Origin of the sequence: Thiosocius teredinicola (assembly GCF_002009425.1) — a bacterium.
Lineage (GTDB): Bacteria > Pseudomonadota > Gammaproteobacteria > Chromatiales > Chromatiaceae > Thiosocius > Thiosocius teredinicola.
This window is the reverse complement of the sequence record NZ_CP019936.1, coordinates 2,860,397-2,876,613: the sequence shown is the minus strand read 5'-3', so window position 1 is coordinate 2,876,613 and position 16,217 is coordinate 2,860,397. Positions and strand designations below refer to the sequence as shown.

General features: G+C 56.1%; 14 protein-coding genes. All 14 read left to right on the top strand.

All coding sequences use genetic code 11. The features are described from left to right. Positions 1-39: 39 nt before the first annotated feature. Positions 40-1,125 carry a 3-phosphoserine/phosphohydroxythreonine transaminase gene (gene serC / locus B1781_RS13695; RefSeq protein WP_078120195.1) on the top strand — a complete coding sequence of 362 codons (1,086 nt, stop codon included), beginning with the start codon at positions 40-42 and terminating at the stop codon, positions 1,123-1,125. 102 nt (positions 1,126-1,227) lie between these two features. Beyond that, entirely contained in the window at positions 1,228-2,409 is a 1,182-nt protein-coding gene (locus tag B1781_RS13690) for a phosphoglycerate dehydrogenase (protein WP_078120194.1), read from the top strand. Positions 2,410-2,495: 86 nt separating this feature from the next. Continuing rightward, positions 2,496-3,584 carry a prephenate dehydratase gene (pheA, locus tag B1781_RS13685; protein ID WP_078120193.1) on the top strand — a complete coding sequence of 363 codons (1,089 nt, stop codon included), beginning with the start codon at positions 2,496-2,498 and terminating at the stop codon, positions 3,582-3,584. A gap of 96 nt (positions 3,585-3,680) precedes the next feature. Beyond that, positions 3,681-4,778, top strand: coding sequence for a histidinol-phosphate transaminase (gene hisC, locus B1781_RS13680; protein ID WP_078120192.1), 1,098 nt, complete (start codon positions 3,681-3,683; stop codon positions 4,776-4,778). Next, entirely contained in the window at positions 4,775-5,656 is an 882-nt protein-coding gene (locus B1781_RS13675; protein WP_334223726.1) for a prephenate dehydrogenase, read from the top strand. The genes hisC and B1781_RS13675 overlap by 4 nt, the downstream gene beginning before the upstream one ends. An 88-nt stretch (positions 5,657-5,744) precedes the next feature. Further along, a complete protein-coding gene (aroA, locus tag B1781_RS13670; RefSeq protein WP_078120191.1) occupies positions 5,745-7,064 on the top strand; it encodes a 3-phosphoshikimate 1-carboxyvinyltransferase in 1,320 nt (439 codons plus the stop codon). Continuing rightward, positions 7,057-7,731 (top strand): (d)CMP kinase, encoded by a 675-nt coding sequence (gene cmk / locus B1781_RS13665; protein WP_078120190.1) that lies wholly within the window; start codon positions 7,057-7,059, stop codon positions 7,729-7,731. Before aroA ends, cmk begins: the two co-directional genes overlap by 8 nt. A gap of 87 nt (positions 7,732-7,818) precedes the next feature. After that, positions 7,819-9,531, top strand: coding sequence for a 30S ribosomal protein S1 (rpsA, locus tag B1781_RS13660; RefSeq protein ID WP_078120189.1), 1,713 nt, complete (start codon positions 7,819-7,821; stop codon positions 9,529-9,531). 74 nt (positions 9,532-9,605) lie between these two features. Continuing rightward, complete coding sequence (ihfB, locus tag B1781_RS13655) at positions 9,606-9,926, top strand: integration host factor subunit beta (protein ID WP_078120188.1); 321 nt, start codon at positions 9,606-9,608, stop codon at positions 9,924-9,926. A gap of 401 nt (positions 9,927-10,327) precedes the next feature. Next, the gene (locus B1781_RS13650) at positions 10,328-11,503 is read left to right on the top strand and encodes a DUF3800 domain-containing protein (protein ID WP_078120187.1); all 1,176 of its coding nucleotides are present in this window, start codon (positions 10,328-10,330) and stop codon (positions 11,501-11,503) included. A gap of 221 nt (positions 11,504-11,724) precedes the next feature. Next, entirely contained in the window at positions 11,725-12,876 is a 1,152-nt protein-coding gene (locus tag B1781_RS13645; protein WP_334223725.1) for a lysozyme inhibitor LprI family protein, read from the top strand. Positions 12,877-13,120: 244 nt separating this feature from the next. After that, entirely contained in the window at positions 13,121-13,747 is a 627-nt protein-coding gene (locus tag B1781_RS13640; protein ID WP_078120185.1) for a hypothetical protein, read from the top strand. A 377-nt stretch (positions 13,748-14,124) separates the two neighbouring features. Further along, positions 14,125-15,234, top strand: a complete 1,110-nt coding sequence (locus B1781_RS13635; RefSeq protein WP_078120184.1) for a DUF1972 domain-containing protein — start codon at positions 14,125-14,127, stop codon at positions 15,232-15,234. A gap of 54 nt (positions 15,235-15,288) precedes the next feature. Further along, the gene (locus tag B1781_RS13630) at positions 15,289-16,197 is read left to right on the top strand and encodes a sulfotransferase (protein ID WP_164513395.1); all 909 of its coding nucleotides are present in this window, start codon (positions 15,289-15,291) and stop codon (positions 16,195-16,197) included. Positions 16,198-16,217 lie beyond the last annotated feature (20 nt).

Genomic DNA, 16,217 nt, shown 5'->3' with positions numbered 1-16,217 from the left:
GCCGCACCTAGAATTGACATGAAGGTAGGAAGATAAGTTATGACTCGCGTTTATAATTTCAGCGCCGGACCGGCCGCGCTTCCGGAAGAAGTACTGGCCCAGGCGCAGTCCGAGTTGCTCGACTGGCACGGCTCGGGGATGTCGGTGATGGAGATGAGCCATCGCGGCAAGGAATTCATGTCGATCGCCGAAAAGGCCGAGGCCGACCTGCGTGAACTGATGAACGTGCCGGCCAACTACAAGGTGCTGTTCCTGCAGGGCGGCGCGTCGAGCCAGTTTGCGATGATCCCGATGAACCTGATCGGGCGCACCGGCAAGGCCGATTACATGCGCACCGGTTCCTGGTCGAAGAAGGCGATCTCCGAGGCCAAGCGCTACGGCGAGATCACCGTGACGGTGGATAGCGAAGTCGACGGCAAATTCACCAGTGTGCCGGCGGCCGGCGACATCGAGGTCTCGTCGCGTGCGGCCTATGTGCACTACACGCCGAACGAGACGATCGAGGGCGTCGAGTTTCCGTACATTCCGGATACCGGCGATGTGCCGCTGATCGCGGACATGTCGTCGACCATCCTGTCGCGCCCGGTCGATGTGTCGAAGTTCAGCATGATCTACGCCGGCGCACAAAAGAACATCGGCCCGGCCGGCCTGACCCTGGTCATCGTGCGCGAAGACCTGCTGGGCAATCCGCTGGACGGTACGCCGACCATGTTCAACTATGCGACGCACGCCGAAGCCGGTTCGATGTACAACACGCCGCCGACCTACGGTTGGTACCTGGCGGGCCTGGTATTCCAGTGGTTGAAGGACAAGGGCGGTCTGGCCGGTATGGCCGAGATCAACGAACGCAAGGCGAAGAAGCTCTACGATGCGATCGATGCCTCGAGCTTCTACGCGAACCCGGTCGATCCGGCGTGTCGTTCGTGGATGAACGTGCCGTTTACCTTGGCCAACGCCGATCTCGATGCCGACTTCCTCAAGCAGGCCGGTGAAGCAGGCCTGAAGACGCTCAAAGGCCATCGCTCCGTCGGTGGTATGCGGGCGAGCATCTACAACGCGATGCCCGAAGCAGGCGTCGACACGCTGATCGAATTCATGCAGGAATTCGAACGCAAGAACGGCTGACAAACACAATAAAAACTCAGTAGGGTGACCGGCCGTGGTGTGGCCGGTCGAACACACAGGACTGGCCGCCGGCTGGCGGCCGCGCAATGGCAGGCAGAGCCCATGTTCAAGATTCAAACCCTGAATAACATCTCGGTGGTCGGTCTCGACCGCTTCCCGCGAGACGCGTACGAAATCGCCTCGGAGATCAGTCGACCCGACGCCATCCTGGTGCGTTCGGCCAAGATGCACGATATGTCCCTGCCGGACAGCATCAAGGCCATCGGACGTGCCGGCGCAGGGGTCAACAACATTCCGGTCAACGACATGACCGCTTTGGGTATCCCGGTATTCAATGCACCCGGCGCCAACGCCAACGCGGTTAAAGAGCTGGTGGTGGCCGGCATGTTGATGGCGGCGCGCAACATTCCGCAGGCCTGGCGCTTCGCGACCGGCTTGTCCGGTGAGGATGCGGCGATCAACAAAGAGGTCGAGGCCGGTAAAAAGAACTTCGTTGGTTTCGAACTGCCGGGACGCACGCTCGGCGTGGTCGGCCTCGGCGCGATTGGCGTCAAGGTGGCCAACGCGGCACGTGCGCTGGGCATGAACGTGATCGGCTACGATCCGACCATTACGGTGCGCGCGGCATGGGCACTGGAGTCGGATGTCGAGCAGGCGCTGTCGGTCGACGACCTCGTTGCACGCGCCGACTTCATCACCTTCCATGTGCCGCTCACCGATGCGACGCGCAACATGATCAACGCCGAGCGTCTGCGCCTGATGAAGAAGCAGTCGGTGCTGCTCAACTTTGCGCGCAACGGCATCATCGATGACGAGGCAGCCGTTGCCGCGCTCGACAGCGGTCACCTGTATGCCTACGTATGCGACTTCCCGAGCAACCTGCTGAAGGATCATCCGCGCGTAATCACACTGCCGCATCTTGGTGCATCGACCGGCGAGGCGGAGGAGAACTGCGCGGTCATGGTCGCAAACCAGGTGCGCGACTGGCTGGAGAACGGCAACGTCAGCAACTCGGTCAATTTCCCCGAGATCATGCTGCCGCGCACCGACGACGGTTACCGCATCGCGGTGGTCAACAGCAACGTGCCCAACATGGTCGGACAGGTCTCGACCGATCTCGCCGACGCCGGCCTGAACATCGTCGACATGATGAACAAATCGCGTGGCGATATCGCCGTCACGTTGATCGACGTCGACAAAGAGCCGGGCGAGGAGGCGATCAAGCGCATCGCCGATATCAAGGGCGTGTTGTCGGTGCGTTGCCTGGGTTGCGAAGGACGCTGAATGCGGTGCCGCGGTCGTCGGGCTATCATGCATAACCATCGAGGTTTGAGCCTCGGGCTGACCCAGGCATTCGAAGGCAACGGCGAGTGAGCAGCGAAGAACAGAAACTGGCGGAGATCCGCGACCGCATAGATTCCATCGACCAACAGATTCAGGATCTGTTGAACGAGCGTGCCAAGGCCGCCCAGGACGTCGCGCACATCAAGCTCGCGTCCGACCCGCAGGCGGTGTTCTATCGTCCGGAGCGCGAGGCGCAGGTGCTGCGTAAGGTCAAAGAGCGCAATACCGGCCCACTCGACGCCGAGTCGATGGCGTGGTTGTTCCGCGAGATCATGTCGGCCTGCCTGGCATTGGAAATGCCGCTGAAGATCGCCTTCCTCGGTCCGGAAGGCACCTTCACCCAATCGGCCGCGCTCAAGCATTTCGGACATGCGGTGACGACGGTGCCGCTGGCCGCGATCTCCGACGTGTTTCAAGAGGTCGAGAGCGGCAGTTGCCACTACGGGGTCGTGCCGGTCGAGAATTCCAGCGAAGGTGTGGTCAACCATACCCTCGACATGTTCCTGAACTCGCCGCTGCAGATCTGCGGTGAGGTGACCTTGCGCATCCACCACAACCTGCTGGGCACCCAGGCCGACCTGAGCAAGCTGCGCGTTGTCTATTCGCATCAGCAGTCGTTGTCGCAGTGTCGTGGCTGGCTCGATCGCCACCTGCCGCACGTCGAGCGGGTCGCGGTCGGCAGCAATGCCGATGCCGCCAAGCGCGCGGCCGAGTCGGACGGTGTCGCGGCGATTGCCGGCGTGACCGCGGCCGAGCTGTATGGCCTGCAGGTGCTTGCGCCCAACATCGAAGACGAACCGGGCAACACCACGCGCTTCCTGGTGATCGGTAAACAGGCGGTGCCCGCATCGGGTGATGACAAGACCAGCCTGCTGTTGTCGACGCGCAACGAGGCCGGTGGTCTGCACCGGTTGTTGGCCCCTCTGGCCGAACACAGCATCAGCATGACGCGTATCGAGTCGCGTCCGTCGCGCCGCGGCAACTGGGACTATGTGTTTTTCATCGACATCAACGGTCACCGCGACGATCCTGAGGTGGCCGAGGCGCTGGCCGCGTTGAAGGCGCATGCCGGCATGTACAAAGTACTCGGCTCATTTCCCAAAGCGGTACTTTGATGACCGGCAGACCGGGTCGCCTGAGCTGACCGGTTCATCATTCGCCATCACGAGCTGCCGCAGGTTCCACCGCTAACTGGTTCGACACATAACTGTATGACTAATCGATTCATCGAATCCGCTGCCCCCGGCCTGGCTTCATTGAAGCCGTACGTGCCCGGCAAGCCGTTGTCGGAACTCGAACGCGAGCTAGGTATCACCGGCTCGATCAAACTGGCTTCGAACGAGAATCCCTTGGGGCCGAGCGAACGCGTCAAGCAGGCCTTGAGTGCACAGATCGCCGATCTCACTCGCTACCCCGATGGCGGTGGTTTCGAATTGCGCGGTGCGATTGCAAAACACCACGGTGTCGAGCCGAACCGCGTGACCATCGGCAACGGCTCAAACGACGTGCTCGACATGATCGCGCGCGTGTTTCTGTGGCCGGGTCGCGAAAGCCTGTTTTCGCAACATGCCTTTGCGGTCTATCCGATCAGCAGCATGGCGGTCGGTGCCACGCTGCGTGTCGCCCCGGCCGTGGACTATGGACACGACCTCGACGCGATGCGCGAGATGATCACCGACGCGACCGGTGTGGTGTGGATCGCCAATCCGAACAACCCGACCGGCACCTATCTCGGCGAATCGGCACTGCGTGCGTTCGTTGAATCGGTTCCGGCGCATGTGGTCGTCGTAGTCGATGAGGCGTACTTCGAGTACGTGCAGCGGCAAGACTATCCCGACACCAGCACCTGGCTGAACGATTTCCCCAACCTGATCGTGACCCGCACCTTCTCCAAGGCCTACGGACTTGCGTCGCTGCGCGTCGGCTACGGTTTGTCGCATCCGGATATGGCGGATCTGCTCAACCGTGTACGCCAGCCGTTCAATGTCGACAGCTTCGCGCAGGCCGCCGCGGTTGCCGCGCTCGGCGATCAGGCATACCTCGAGCAATCGATCGCGCTGAACGATGCCGGCATGCAACAGTTGGTCGACGGTGTGAACAAACTCGGGCTGTCGTACATCCCGTCGGTTGGTAACTTTCTGACGATCGATATGGGGCGCGAGGCGGCGCCGATCGATCAGGCGCTGCTGCGGCTTGGTGTGGTGACGCGTCCGATCGCCAACTATGAGCTGCCGAATCATCTGCGGGTCAGCATTGGGCTGCCCGAGGAAAACGCGCGCTTCCTGTCTGCCTTGGAGCAGGTGCTTTGAGCTTTCGCATAAAGCGGCTGGCGATCATCGGTGTCGGCCTGATCGGCGGTTCGCTGGCGCGTGCGTTGCGTGCCGCCGACGTGGTCGATGAGATCGTCGGCTGCGGTCGTGGCAAGGCCAATCTCGATCTGGCCGTCGAGCTCGGTGTGATCGATCGCTACAGTCACGACATCGCCGAAGCAGTGCAGGGCGCCGACATGGTGTTTCTCGCCGTGCCGCTCGGCGCGATGCGCGATGCCTTCGCCGCGATGTGCGATGTGCTGGGTGACGATGCCTTGATCACCGACGGCGGCAGCGCCAAGGGTAGCGTGGTCAACGACTGTCGCGACGCCGCGCCGGACCTGCTCGCGCGGTTCGTGCCGGGCCACCCGATCGCCGGCACCGAGAACAACGGTGTGGCCGCGTCGTTTGCCGAGCTGTATCAGAACCGTCGCGTGATACTGACTCCATTGCAGCAGAACAGCGCAACGGATATCGATCGGGTCGCGCAGATGTGGCAGACCTGTGGTGCCGAGGTCACGAAGATGTCGGTCGCACATCACGACGAGGTGCTTGCCGCCACCAGCCATCTGCCTCACATGCTGGCGTTCGGCCTGGTCGACATGCTGGCCCGCCTGAAAGAGAACGATGAGATCTTCCGTTACGCGGCCGGCGGTTTCCGCGACTTCACGCGGATCGCTTCGAGCAACCCGGTTATGTGGCGCGACATCTGTATCGCCAACCGCGAGGCACTGAGCCCGATGCTGGCGGCGTTCGCCGAAGAGATGAACGAGTTGGCGCAACGTATCGGCTCGGCCGATGCCGATGCCTTGCTCGAGATCTTCGAGCGCGCCAAGGCGGCGCGCGATCGCTACGTCGACGGCCTGAAGCAAGACTGACGACAACGCGTTGTTTTCCCCGTAAATGGTTGTTTTTTCGGCGGTCTGCGACTAGCCTTTCGCCCCTTCTTTTCGACAGGACATTCCATTGGCGTCTGACAAGGTTCAATTCGTCGCCCGTCCCGGCGGCAAACTGACCGGCAGCCTGCGCGTGCCGGGAGACAAATCGATCTCGCATCGTTCGTTGATGCTCGGCTCACTCGCCGAAGGCACGACCGAGGTCAGCGGTTTTCTCGAAGGCGAAGACAGTCTTGCCACATTGAACGCCTTTCGCCAGATGGGTGTGTCGATCGATGGGCCGCATGACGGCCGGCTGGTGATTCAGGGTGTCGGCATGCACGGACTGAAAGCACCGCAAGCTGCGCTCGATCTGGGTAACTCCGGCACCGCCATGCGTCTGATGGCCGGATTGATGGCCGGGCAGGGCATGGAGGTCACGGTGATCGGTGACGAGTCGCTGTCGCGCCGGCCGATGAAGCGTGTCACCGATCCGTTGGCCAAGATGGGTGCGAGCATCGATACCACGGAAACCGGCACGCCGCCGCTGCAAATCCATGCCGCGGATGCGCTCAACGGTATTGACTACGACATGCCGGTTGCCAGTGCGCAGGTGAAGTCCTGTTTGTTGCTGGCCGGTTTGTATGCGCAGGGCAAGACCTGCGTCACCGAGCCTGCGCCCACCCGTGACCATACCGAACGCATGCTGCAGGGCTTCGGCTATGCCGTGCAGCGTGATGGTAGTCGTGTGTGCGTCGAAGGCGGCGGCAAGCTCAGTGCCTGCAACATCGATGTGCCGGCCGATATCTCGTCGGCGGCGTTCTTCCTGGTCGGCGCAAGCATCGCACCGAATTCCGATCTCACCCTGCAGCATGTCGGTATGAACCCGACCCGCGATGGCGTGATCAACATCCTGCGCCTGATGGGCGCGGATATCACCGTGATGAACGAACGCGAAGTCGGCGGCGAGCCGGTCGCCGATCTGCGTGTGCGCTCGGCTGCGTTGAAGGGCATTCGCATTCCTGAAGACCAGGTGCCGTTGGCGATCGATGAGTTTCCGGTGCTGTTTGTCGCCGCAGCCTGCGCTGAAGGCGAGACGGTGTTGACCGGTGCTGAAGAGCTGCGGGTGAAAGAGTCTGATCGCATCCAGGTGATGGCCGACGGTCTGCACACCTTGGGCGTCGATGCAAGGCCGACGGCCGATGGCATCGTCATTCAGGGTGGGGCGATCGGTGGCGGTCGGGTCGACAGCCACGGTGATCACCGCATCGCGATGGCGTTCACGATGGCCGCGCTGCGCGCCCAGGGCGATATCGTGATCGACGACTGCGCGAACGTGAACACGTCATTCCCGAGATTCGTCGAACTCGCCGCCGGCGTCGGCTCGCGCGTCGAGGTGAGCAATGGCTGACCAGGTGCCGGTCATCACGATCGACGGACCCAGCGGCTCGGGCAAGGGCACGGTCAGTCAGCTCGTCGCCGATCATCTCGGTTGGCAGATGCTTGATTCCGGCGCCTTGTACCGGCTGGTGGGATACGCCGCGAGCTCGACCGATGCGGACTTCGGTAATGAAAATGAAATCAGTGAGATAGCATCGAATCTTAAAGTTGATTTTGACGCTGGACGCATTCTGCTGGCAGGTGCCGACGTGACCGATCTGATCCGCACGGAAACGGCCGGCAACAATGCCTCGAAGGTCGCCGCCATGCCCGCCGTGCGCGCCGCATTGCTCGATTGGCAGCGTGATTACGCGCGTTCGCCGGGCCTGGTCGCCGACGGCCGCGACATGGGCACGACGGTTTTCCCTACTGCGGGGGTCAAGTTTTTTCTTACCGCCAGCGCTGAAGAACGCGCGCAAAGACGCTATAAGCAGTTGAAAGAAAAAGGATTGCCTGCTAATCTCGCCGCCCTTACGGCAGAGATCGAAGAGCGCGACGCGCGTGATCGAAGTCGGACGGCGTCTCCCCTGGTGCCGGCAGCGGATGCAATCGAAATCGATTCGACCGTGCTGGGCATCGATGAGGTCGTTCGCATTGTGTTGCAAAAGGCGCACGACGTCTACGCCACAGCGCTGTAGTTGTCTGCCGTTAGGTAATGGGTGCCCGCCTGAGCGGGTTGTCTTTAAATCGGAAAAATCCGGATAGCCCTCGGGTTACCGGTACTAATGGTTCGTTCCGATACGAACCGGGAAACTTACATGTCTGAAAGCTTTGCAGAGCTCTTTGAACAGAGTCTCGTCAACACCAACCTCCAACCGGGTGCCATCGTCATCGGCACCGTCGTCGCCATCGAAAATGACCATGTCATCGTCAACGCCGGATTGAAATCCGAAGGCGTGATCCCGAAGAGTCAGTTCACTGACTTCGACGGTAATGTCGAATGCGCGGTAGGCGACCAGGTTGAAGTCGCACTCGACGCCGTAGAAGACGGCTTTGGTGCCACCCGTCTGTCACGCGAAAAAGCCAAGCGCCACCACGCGTGGAACAAGCTGGAAAAAGCTTTCGATGCGGACGAAATCGTTATTGGCCGTATCAATGGCAAGGTCAAAGGCGGTTTCACCGTCGAACTCGATCAGATTCGTGCGTTCCTGCCGGGCTCGCTCGTCGATGTCCGTCCGGTACGCGACACCTCTTACCTCGAAGGTAAGGACCTCGAATTCAAGGTCATCAAACTCGACCAGAAGCGCAACAACGTTGTGGTTTCGCGTCGTGCCGTCGTTGAGCAGGAATACAGCGAAGAGCGCGACAAGCTGCTCGAGAACCTGCAGGAAGGCCAGGAAGTCAAAGGCGTGGTCAAGAACCTCACCGATTACGGTGCGTTCGTCGACCTCGGCGGCATCGACGGCCTGCTGCACATCACCGACATGGCGTGGAAGCGCGTCAAGCATCCTTCGGAAGTCGTCGAGATCGGCGACGAAGTCACCGTCAAGGTCCTCAAGTTCGATCGCGACAAGATGCGCGTGTCGCTTGGCCTGAAACAGATGGGCGACGATCCGTGGACCAACATCACCCGTCGTTATCCGGAAGGCACGCGTCTGTTCGGTAAGGTCACCAACATCGCCGATTACGGTGCGTTCGTTGAGATCGAAGACGGTGTTGAAGGCCTGGTGCACGTCTCCGAGATGGACTGGACCAACAAGAACGTTCACCCGAGCAAGGTCGTTACCCTGGGCGACGAAGTCGAAGTTGTCGTACTCGACATCGACGAAGAGCGTCGTCGTATCTCGCTGGGCATGAAGCAGTGCCAGGCGAACCCGTGGGAAGACTTCTCGCAGAAGTTCAACAAGGGCGACCACGTGCGCGGTGTTATCAAGTCGATCACCGACTTCGGTATCTTCATCGGTCTGGATGGCGGCATCGATGGTCTGGTGCATCTGTCCGACATCGCATGGGACGACACCGGCGAAGCGATGATCCGCAACTACAAGAAGGGTCAGGAACTCGAAACCGTCGTGCTGGCCGTCGATCCGGAGCGCGAGCGTATCTCGCTGGGTATCAAGCAGTTGGATAAAGATCCGCTGTCGAGCTTCCTGGCGCTGAACGAGAAAGGCGCTATCGTTACCGGTACCGTGCAGGAAGTCGACGCCAAGGGTGCTGTGATTGCACTGGCCGATGGTGTTGAAGGTTACCTGCGCGCTTCTGAACTGTCGCGCGATCGCGTTGAAGACGCCCGTTCGATGCTGAAGGAAGGTGAAGAGATCGAAGCCAAGTTCATGGGCATCGATCGTAAGAACCGTTCCATCAGCCTGTCGGTCAAAGCCAAGGACTACGACGAAGAGAAAGCGGCTATCGCCACTTACTCGAGCGATGCGTCCAGCGCGGGTACCACGGCCTTCGGTGATCTGCTGAAAGATCACCTGGATGCCAACAAGGACTAAGCGATCGGACTGTCGCTAACTTAATGACGGCGGCTTCGGCCGCCCGATTCACCTGGAGATTGGGCTGGGTTTTAATGACCAAATCAGAGTTGATCGAAGTCATAGCTCGGGAGCAAAGTCATCTGGCGTATCGTGACGTCGAGCTGGCGGTTAAATGCATGATCGAGCAGATGAGCCAAGCATTGGCATCCGGAGAGCGAATCGAGATTCGCGGCTTCGGCAGCTTTTCATTGCACTTCCGCCCGCCACGCATGGGTCGCAATCCCAAAACCGGTGATTCGGTAGAACTCAGCGGTAAATACGTCCCGCATTTCAAGCCGGGCAAAGAGCTGCGCGAACGCGTCAATCTCAAGTTCCAGTCAGATCAGGACGATCGCCAGGAGAACGTCGGCTGACAGTCTGCAGGCGTCCTTGAAAGGTTTGAAAAACCGGCTTCGGCCGGTTTTTCTTTGTCTGTAAGAAATGCGGGGGTGGCGTTCCAGTCGCTGCAATGAATCGAACTCAGTTTGCTGAGTAACGCGGAGACAGGGCTGTTAGCGCAAACGCTACGCGGCGGCAACTTGAATATTCCGCGTTCGCCGACAATTATTAGGCAGATATCTTCTGCAAACCGCCCGAAGGAACGAGCAACAACAATGACGGAACATCAATGCCGCCCGATGCTTACGACAGGGCGCTCACATGCCGCTGCATGCAATAGGCAGACTCTGCCTATCTCGGCAAACACAGAGTCTATGCATGTTGTTTCGCGCAGAGTCTGTCTATTCTCCTGTTAGATTTACAAAGGCAACTGAGCATGGAGAGAAAAAATTTCGCCTATATCGATGAGTCTGGAAACGCGGATCTTGAAACCCAAAAAGCTGGTGCCAGTAAGTATTTCATCGTGTGTGCGATTCTTGTATCGGAACAAGATAAAAGCGTTCTTGCGGAAGAAGCTGAAAAAGTCAGAAAGAGGTATTTTCAGTCTGGTGAAATGAAGTCGAGCAGTGTCGGCAGTAATGCCCAGCGAAGAGCGAAAATTCTCAATTCTCTTATCAGCCTTGATTTCAAATTTTATGCTCTTTGCATAAACAAGGAGCGTGTTCTAAGAGATAGCGGTCTTCAATTCAAGAAGTCGTTTCTCAAATATACAAGCGGTAAGCTCTATAGTGTCTTATTTTCATCATTTCTCGATGTGCACGTAATCGCTGATGAACACGGCGGTGCTGAGTTTAAGGCTAGTTTTAAGGGGTACATAGAAGAGAATCACAAACCAGATATGTTTTACCGGTCCGAATTCGATCTTGTGAACAGCAAGGGCGAAATACTCGTCCAACTAGCAGATTTTCTTGCCGGTACACTTGGGAAAATCTACGAACAGAAGATTTCTGGTGAACTGAGAGAAGCGTACATAAAGCTCATTGAGAGTAAGGCGTTGTCGATTGAGGAATGGCCTACCAAATATCAAGCGTACTCTCCGAAAGATCGAACCACCAAGGAGTTCAGTGAACTGATCTATCGATATTCGCTCGGGAAGGCCGAGGCGTTTATTGAGAAGAACGAAAAACACCACGCAGAAGAAACGCGCTTGCAAGTGGCGACATTGAGGCACTTGGTATTTCATAGTCGCATGGTCGAAAAGCAGGCTTACATCGCAACCGCAGCCATAATCAAGTATTTACAGGGTCTAGGCTTTTCGGAAGTAACGAGTTACACCATTCGGTCAAAAATAATTGCTCCGCTGCGAGATCTTGATGTCATTGTTACCAGTTCGAACAAGGGCTACAAAATTCCCTGCGATTTTTCCGATATGGAAGAGTTCGTTGAGCGTGTTAATTCCATAGTTACCCCTCTGCTGAACCGCCTAGGGAAAGCAAGAAAAAGCCTGAATATCGTCAGTAAGGGCGAAGTCGATATTTTGAAAGGCCCGGATTATCCACATCTAGTGACGTTCATCGAGATGCTAGAAAAAAGTGAAAAAAGAGAAATCTAACAAGGCGTTCAAGTCGCTCGCTATGCTCGCTGGGACGTCCAGTACTCCGCGCCTTATTGCGCATGGCTTCGCCATTTTTGCGCAAACGGCGCTACGCACTGGCCGCCCCTTAACACGGCGTTAAGCAATCAAAAAGGAACTTACATTAAATGGTCAGAGTAATATTGCTTTTTATAGTCTTTCTATCCAATTCACCTCATGCGGCAAGTTTTGATTGCAGTATGGCTGAAAGAGAATTAGATAAAATAATTTGTTTTAATAAGGAGCTCAACAGGCTTGATGAAGACATGTCTTCATATTATTTAAAAATTAAAAACACTCTCGATAGTGACAAAGCTGGAGAGCTTATTGAGGATCAACGAGTATGGCTAAAGCAAAGAGCCGTAGAGTGTGTGGATAACAATTCTGACTGTCTTGTAACACTTTACAAAGAAAGAATTCTGGAGTTGCGAAAGGAGCACGAAAACTTTATCCCATATACGTATGCGACGAGCCGCAAGTTTCAAGGAGTAAAAGGAGCATGTAGCTTCGACACAGAAGTTATTTCTAGTAATACAGATATATACGCTGGTGGATCATATAGTGGAAATGAAATCAACTTTCAGATCGACCAGAGTGGGCATCAAGCAACTCAATTTGAAGTGATCGTAAATTCTCCTGACAGGCCAGTTGCTTTAATTCTAGGCGCTTATGAGCCTTCTATATGGAATGTGGCCTGGACACAGGGAACAGAGATATCAGCGGTTGTTGCTACAGGCTATCACAGACAGGCTGTAGCAGGCTTGCCAAAAGATATTCCAATACTTATAAGCTCCTACGACAATCGTGGTCCATGTGGTTATACCTATATCACTGAGAAAAACTTAAGAAAGATTAACCCTCTATCTAGGAGGGTTTTTGGCAGAGATGTTACTTTGGTGCATTACGCTAGTAAAGGCAGCTTGGTTTTTGGCAACGAGATCAATCAGAACGATAATTTACTTACTTCGAAAGACACTCCGCCAGAAATGTTTTTCGATAAAACTGTTCCGCTAGCAGGTCAAGCTGGCTTGGAAGATTTTGCAAGGAAGGGATTGATCCGAAAACATACTAATCAAGATTCTGAAAGATGGGCAAAAATGAAGGCCGATATGTATAAAGGTGAATTGCCACCAGTAGCTTCAGGTTCTAGCTCATCGACATTTAAACCGAGATATGTTCATAACGGTTACGTAATACTTAAAAAAATCACCATTCCTGCAGGCTTGTATGGTGGCAATTCTGCTACATTTTTTTTAAACGAAGGTGTGCCTTATCCTGAAGGTAAACTAGGTCATTCTACATTGTATGATTTTAATACCATGTCTTGTTCTGGTACTGGCTGTGGGAGGTGAAAAATACCTAACAAGCGCATGTTGATTGCTCCTGCGGGGCGGGGACCTCCGTTCCGTTGCGCATCAATGCGGCCCCAAATGCGGGCGTTAGGGCAAAAAAGAAATGAATACCTCGGCGCATAACGGATCGATTCGCGCTTCTGTCGTTGCCGGGGTAATCAAGGGGTCAGAGTTCTTGATCACGAAAGGCCATACTCTTGCGGCAGTTCGGAAAATCTGATCACCAGATTCACCGGGTGAAGGTATGTCCAAAAAATGCCTCAAATGTGGGTTCGAGCGATTGCCGACCAGCGAAGTGCCCGACTACGAGTGTCCAAATTGCGGGGCCATCTACGCGAAGGTGGAAGCTGCGCTCAACAGATCGAAGGGAGAGGGCGTACCTCAATCAGCAATCACCCGGTCTAGGAATCAAGCAGTTCAATGTCGGAAAGAAGGGCTTGGCGGCACAAAGTCACTGCTTGGGTGGACGGGCTCAATTGCACTTCTGGTTAGCGTTTTCGCACCAATTGTCAGCATCCCACTTCAGGGGGAGATGCGTTACTTCGATATCGGAAAGGCGGAAGGAGTACTCGTTGTCGTACTCGCGATCACTGCATTCATGTTCGTATTGACGAGAAAGTTCGGCTTGCTATGGGTTCCGGGAATTGGCGGTCTAGGATACTCACTGATGGCGTATGACCATTATCGATCGCTGACGATCCAAGCCAAAGCAAGGCTGGAAAGACTCTCGGAAATGGTTTTCTTGCCTGGCATGGAGGATCCCGCCCTGGCGGAATTTCCACTTCAGTGGGGATGGGCCTTGCTTTGCATGGGGGCATTGTCGCTGATTGCTAGCGCAGCAATAGATGACAGATCAAGAAAGAATGGTTAGCGAAGGATCGATTTCAGGTGCTGGGTTCTTGATCTACTGCTTGGGCTTTGGCGATAGAGAACTCTGACCCTTTGATTCCCACACCGGTCTTTCGCAGGTCCAGCATTTCGTGCCGTTGCGGAAGCCGGCATGGTGCGGCGGCGGATATTTGGGTCGCGCAAGTCGATCAGGCAGGACCAAGTGCTGCGAGCCACCAAAAAGCCGGTTTATACTGCCTATGCGCCGCGACCTGTCGCCATGCCTCGAACAGCAGAGCTTGTTCGACCCGCTCCAGCGATGAAAGGCGGCTGCGGCGACCCGCTATTCGAAGTCGCGATAAGCGATTGAGGCGAAGATACTTCTAAACTCGTCTGTAGAAACGAGGCAGTACCCAAAGAATGTCAAGACAGCGTGCCCCAAACAGAAAGCGGATCGCGATTCTAGGTTCGCGTGGAATTCCATCCGAGTTTGGTGGCTTCGAAACCTTTGCAGAACAGTTGTCGATACGACTCGTCGAAAAAGGATTTGACGTTACTGTTTTCTGCGAGCGTTTCCAGCAATACCACGAGCCAACCTACAAAGGCGTAAAGCTGATCTATATCGCTACGCCGAGACTTGTTGGTCTTCGCTCCGTGTGGTTCGACATTGCCAGTGTTGTCAGAACCCTGCGGGGTTATGACGTCGTCTACATGCTGGGCTACCACGCAGCATTCGCCTTCGTGCTTCCATGGATCTTCCGAACCAATTTTTGGACGAACATGGATGGACTGGAATGGAAGCGAGACAAATGGTCATCTGGGGCGAAGCGATACTTGCGCGTAATGGAATGGTTCGCCGCCCGTTTCTCGCGGCGCCTCGTCGCCGACGCAGAAGGCATCGCGGAACATCTCCGTACTCATTACGGTGCGGCTGAAGAGATCAGCATGATTCCCTATGGTGCGCACGTGGTCGACGACTCGTCCGCTCCGAGTGCGGAAGATCTTTTCGGACTGTCAAAAGACGAGTATTACCTTGTCGTATGCCGCCTTGAACCGGAGAATCACGTCAGGGAGATCATTGAAGGCTTTGTGATGTCCAGTAGCAGCCGGTCGCTGATCATCGTCGGCGATCATGAAACCCACACGGCCTACGTGCAGAGTTTGTTGAATGTGGCCGACGATAGGGTGCGTTTCGTCGGAGTGATTTTTGATTCGGTCCGGCTTGCGATGTTGCGTCGCAACTGTCGCGCCTATTTTCACGGCCATAGCGTCGGGGGTACGAATCCTTCGCTGCTTGAGGCGATGGGTTGTGGAAATTTTGTCGTTGCCCATGACAATAGATTCAACCGTGAGGTAACGGGAGGTCATGCAATGTTCTTCAGCACGCCAGATGATGTGCGCCAAAGCATTGAGCGCCTTGAGTCAGACGTGCCCACCGGTCCGCGGCAAGCATTGCTCGCCAGGATAGAAACCATCTACAACTGGGAAATTGTTGCAGATACGTACGAAAAGCTTATCGAGTCCAGCTGATGAGATCTGTAACTGGAGTTGATTTTCGACGCTCAGCATCATTCTCGCGAAGGGGTGAAAGGCCTGCTGTTTGCGGTCTCTCCGTATGAACTAATGGACGCCAACGCCTCACCTGTCATCATTTATGGAATGCATCGGTCTGGAACAACCTTGGTAACAAAGGTTCTCGAGGCTCTGGGGTTATTCGTAGGATTCCGGAAGGACACAAACCAGGAGGCACAGTTCTTTCTGCAGCTCAATGATTGGATGATGCTGCAAGCCGGGGCGGCCTGGGATCAACCCGAGCCAATTGGTGCCATGCTGCAGGACGGCGAATTGAAGCGGGCTTTGCGCGAGTATGCGTGGGATCTAATGCATAGTGGCCGCAGCATCTCGTATCTGGGAGTCGGAAAGTATCTGCGGTACCGCAACGTCTCCGCATTAAGCATCCCCTGGGGCTGGAAAGACCCTCGCAACACTTTCGTGCTGCCGATCTGGAGCGACCTTTTCCCAAACGCCCGTTACATACACGTGAAGCGGCATGGGTGTGATGTGGCGCATAGCCTTAAGACTCGCAGCGATCAACTCAAGCCGAAGCTGGCCTTCTTTTTGAACCGGCGCTACCCAAAGTTTCTTCCGTTTCCACCGCGAAGAAGGCCCGTCGCGCGGCAGATTTCGGCAAGGCTCAATACGTATGCTGGGGCATTCTCACTCTGGTCAGAGTATATGCTTCAGGCACAGCAAATGGAGTCACAACACCACGGCAACTCCCTCTCGATACGCTATGAAGATTTCCTCGAGCGACCTCTCGAGTTTCTACCTGAACTTGCGTCGTTTGCCGGGCTTCCGTCAAGCACATTGGAAGAGCATGAACGCATCGCTTCGACCATCAAAGCGTCGCGGGCTTACGCATACCGCGGATCAGAAGAGTTGTTGAAACTCGCGACAGAGAACGAAGAGACGTTGTCACGCTTCGGGTACTAATCGGCGTCGCATAGTTCGAT